Origin of the sequence: Streptomyces sp. GESEQ-35 (genome assembly GCF_017948485.1) — a bacterium.
In the GTDB taxonomy this organism is placed as follows: domain Bacteria; phylum Actinomycetota; class Actinomycetes; order Streptomycetales; family Streptomycetaceae; genus Streptomyces.
In genome coordinates this window covers 1-3,568 of record NZ_JAFFSX010000066.1, presented here as the reverse complement: position 1 = coordinate 3,568, position 3,568 = coordinate 1, and the positions used below count along the sequence as shown (strand labels likewise).

Genomic DNA, 3,568 nt, shown 5'->3' with positions numbered 1-3,568 from the left:
TGGGCTGTCCCAGATCGCGGTCATAGCCCGTGAGGACCAGCCCGGCGACAAACGCCTGGTGGCCTACATGGTCGCCGAGACCGGCACCGACACCCTGGACACCGAAGCCCTGCGCGCACACGCGGTCGGCCTGCTGCCGGAGTACATGGTCCCCACCGCATTCGTGGTCCTCGACCAGCTCCCGCTGACCACCAACGGAAAGCTCGACCGGCGGGCCCTGCCCGCCCCAGACCTGCCGGCGACGGCCGGAGCCGGGCGCGGTCCGCGGACGCCACGCGAGGAGATCCTTTGCGGCCTGTTCGCCGAGGTCCTGGGCGTGCCCGCGGTCGGCATCGACGACAACTTCTTCGAACTCGGCGGCCACTCCCTCCTCGCCACCCGCCTCATCAGCCGCATCCGGGGCATCCTGGGCGTGAGGCTCTCGATTCACAGCCTGCTCAACACTCCCACCGTGGCCGCTCTGACCAACCTGGGCCAGGCGGACAGCGAGGAGCGGGACAGCGCACTGGAGCCCGTGCTGAGACTGCGGCCGGTCGGCAGCCGTTCGCCGTTGTTCTGCGTGCACCCCGGAGGCGGCATGGCCTGGTGCTACGCCGGGCTGCTGCGCTACGTCCCGAAAGGGCACCCGGTGTACGGGCTCCAGGCCCGTGGTCTGGCCGCGGACGAGCCGTTCCCCGCCGATCTGGATGAGTTGATCGAGGACTACCTCGGCCGAATCCGGGCGATCCAGCCGTCCGGCCCGTACTCCCTCCTGGGCTGGTCCTTCGGCGGCAAGGTCGCCCACACCCTGGCGGCCCGCCTCCAGCAGGAGGGCGAGCAGGTGTCCCTGCTGGCTGTGCTCGATGCCGGTACTGGAGGGCACGCCAGCGCGGACAGCACGCGCAGCCGGCGTGATCTCCTGGAGCTCGCGTTCGACGGAATCGGGGCCTTCTACGCCGAGCCGGGTGACGACCCGATCGAGATGCCACGAGTCCTTGAGATTCTCAAATCCCATGGCGGAACACTGGCCAGCCTTGAGGAGCGGACCGTCGCCGCTCTCATCGACATCACGGAGAACAACCTCAAGATCAGCCGGGCAACAGCCACCGAGCAGTTCGACGGCGACATGCTCTTTTTCGAAGCGGCCGGGCGGGACGGTGCGTCCACCGGACTTGCGGAGGTCTGGGAGCCGTATGTGAGCGGCCACATCGAGAAGCACGTGACTCCGTTCAAGCACATGCAAATGATGAGCGCGGATGCGCTCGCGGACATTGCTCCGATTCTGGCTCGAGCGCTGAAGAAGCAGTCTGAAGAAATGAAGCAGGCAAGGAGCCTTTGATGCCCGACATACCGACGCCCAATAGGCCGGGGCTGCACCGAGGGCGGGTGCTGCGTGTGGAGTGGGTGACCCCGCACATGGCCAGGGTCGTGCTCGGCGGTGAGGGCCTGCAAGGGTTCACCGCCGGCCAGTACACCGATCACTACGTCAAGTTGGTCTTCCCTCTGGAGGATGTGCAGTACCCCGAGCCGTTCGACATCTCGGCCATTCGCCGAGACTTCCCCCAGGACCAGTGGCCCAAGTCCCGGACGTACACGGTCCGTCGGTGGGACCCGGATGCAGTCGAACTGTCCGTGGACTTCGTCTATCACGGTGAACGCGGTCTGGCCGGTCCCTGGGCCGCGAAGGTCAAGCCCGGGGAAGAGATCTACTTCATCGGTCCCGGCGGCGGCTACTCGCCCAGGGTGGAGGCCGATTGGCACCTGCTCATCGGCGACGAGAGCGCCTTGCCCGCGATCGGGGCTTCCCTGGAGGCAATGCCGTCAGGAGCGGTCGCCAAAGCGTTCATCGAGGTCTCCGGTCCGGAAGAGGAACAGGAGATCCAGACACCGGCCGAAGCCGAGATCATCTGGCTGCACCGTGGGGAGCGTCAGATCGGCGACTCGCTCCAAGAGGCCGTCTCCACCTTGGACTTCCCGGCCGGAACGGTGCATGCCTTTGTCCATGGTGAGGCGCACTTCGTGAAGGCGATTCGGCGTCACTTGCGGACGGAACGCGGCCTGACACGCGATCAGCTGTCCATTTCCGGCTACTGGCGACGTGGGGCGGACGAAGAGGGCTGGCAGTCCTCGAAATCCGAGTGGAACCGTGACGTGGAGGACGCACCCCCGGCGTAACTCTCGGCCCTTTCCATGGCATCGGTGACTTCGCGCCTCCTGTTAGCGGGCGGCGATGTCACCGATGATCCAGTGCGCGTTCATTCTGCCGGGCCGACCGAAATTCGCGCGATCTCAACACCGAAAGAGAGTGATTGGCAATGCGTGCTCCAGATGTTGAAATCCAGGCTCATCATGCGGATATCCCACCCCTCCACCTGTTGAAGGCGGAGCAGCTTCCCGCCTCAAGAGGCGCCATCACAGGCATGATGAACCAGCGCACTGCGGACGCCTTGCGGACCGTCATCGACATAACGCCACAGGACTCCGACCGACGCGCATTGGCCGCAGTCGACGCAGCCCTGGCCTGCCTGGCCTCACCGGCCGCTGCCACCAAGTACACCGATGCAGAGCGGCAAGCCCTGCCGGAGGACCTCTACGAGGAACATGACTTGTTCTTCGGCGCGATCAGGGTCACCGGGAACGCGGTGGAGACGTTCACCTACACAATGCTCGAAGCCCTCCGCAGCCAGCTCAACGATGCCCTGTCAGCCGGGATAAGCCTCAGCGGCGGTGAACGAGCTCAACTGCGTGAGGCATTTTGGACCACGTTCCACATGCTGTGGCGTATCGGAGTGGCCGGCACGCCGTTCGAGTACGCAGCTCGCGCTCACCCGCAGGGCACGGACATGGGAACCGACGATGTGAAAGGCGATCCCCTGATTCGCTGGCGTCTCGGTCATCAAGTATTCTTCTCGCTCATTCAGGCGCTGATCGTATCGGTCGGCTGTCTTGAGGAATGCCTCAAGGACGATCCGGATGATATCGATAGCGCCTGCCGACTGCTTGAGGACGCCACGGTACTGATGATCGGGTCCGGCGCATCGCTGCGGTATGCCGGCGACTTCACGCGCACGCATTACACGGATTCGGTACGTCCTGCGATGATGCCACCCCATATCAATTCCAAGTTCAGCGGTCTCCAGTTGCGCGATCACCGGATACTGCTCCAGTTGCTCCACCGGGTCAAGCCATTGGTCGCGTCGCCCGCTCCGGCCGTCGACAAGTCCTACAGGCTACTGCTCGATGCGATGTCGACAGCCTACGACGCGCACATCTCGGTCTGCTCGAGGTTCGGCGGCGATCGCGAATCGAGTCTCCGCACGCCCGGTTCCAGGATTCCCGCGGTGGAGGTTCTCCAGCGATTCCGCGACCGGCGAATCAGCGCCGCCACGCCGGATCGACCGGCGGATTAGTCATATTCAGGGCTTAGAGGCCTCCAGTGGATGCAGAGATTTTGGTAATACCTTGCCGAGTAGCTGCGAATTCGTGCGATCTCAACACCGAAAGAGAGTGATTGGCAATGCGTGCTGCAGATTCTGTTGATTTTGCCGACGATCGGTCATTTGAGTCGCACGCGGCGTTGGTCGGCGAA

At 64.3% G+C, this 3,568-nt stretch carries 3 protein-coding genes; all 3 read left to right on the top strand.

The features are described from left to right. Positions 1-1,318 (top strand): thioesterase domain-containing protein (locus tag KCH87_RS50355; protein ID WP_210594445.1); only part of this gene is annotated, 1,318 nt, incomplete at its 5' end. Beyond that, the gene (locus KCH87_RS48315) at positions 1,318-2,154 is read left to right on the top strand and encodes a siderophore-interacting protein (RefSeq protein WP_210594444.1); all 837 of its coding nucleotides are present in this window, start codon (positions 1,318-1,320) and stop codon (positions 2,152-2,154) included. The genes KCH87_RS50355 and KCH87_RS48315, both read left to right, overlap by 1 nt. Positions 2,155-2,294: 140 nt before the next feature. Further along, positions 2,295-3,389 carry a hypothetical protein gene (locus tag KCH87_RS48310; protein WP_210594443.1) on the top strand — a complete coding sequence of 365 codons (1,095 nt, stop codon included), beginning with the start codon at positions 2,295-2,297 and terminating at the stop codon, positions 3,387-3,389. Positions 3,390-3,568 lie beyond the last annotated feature (179 nt).

What these genes read in the sequence shown, in the direction of transcription:
- KCH87_RS48315 (WP_210594444.1), top strand. Translation starts at nt 1,318, where the DNA reads ATGCCCGACATACCGACGCCCAATAGGCCGGGGCTGCACCGAGGGCGG.
- KCH87_RS48310 (WP_210594443.1), top strand. Translation starts at nt 2,295, where the DNA reads ATGCGTGCTCCAGATGTTGAAATCCAGGCTCATCATGCGGATATCCCA.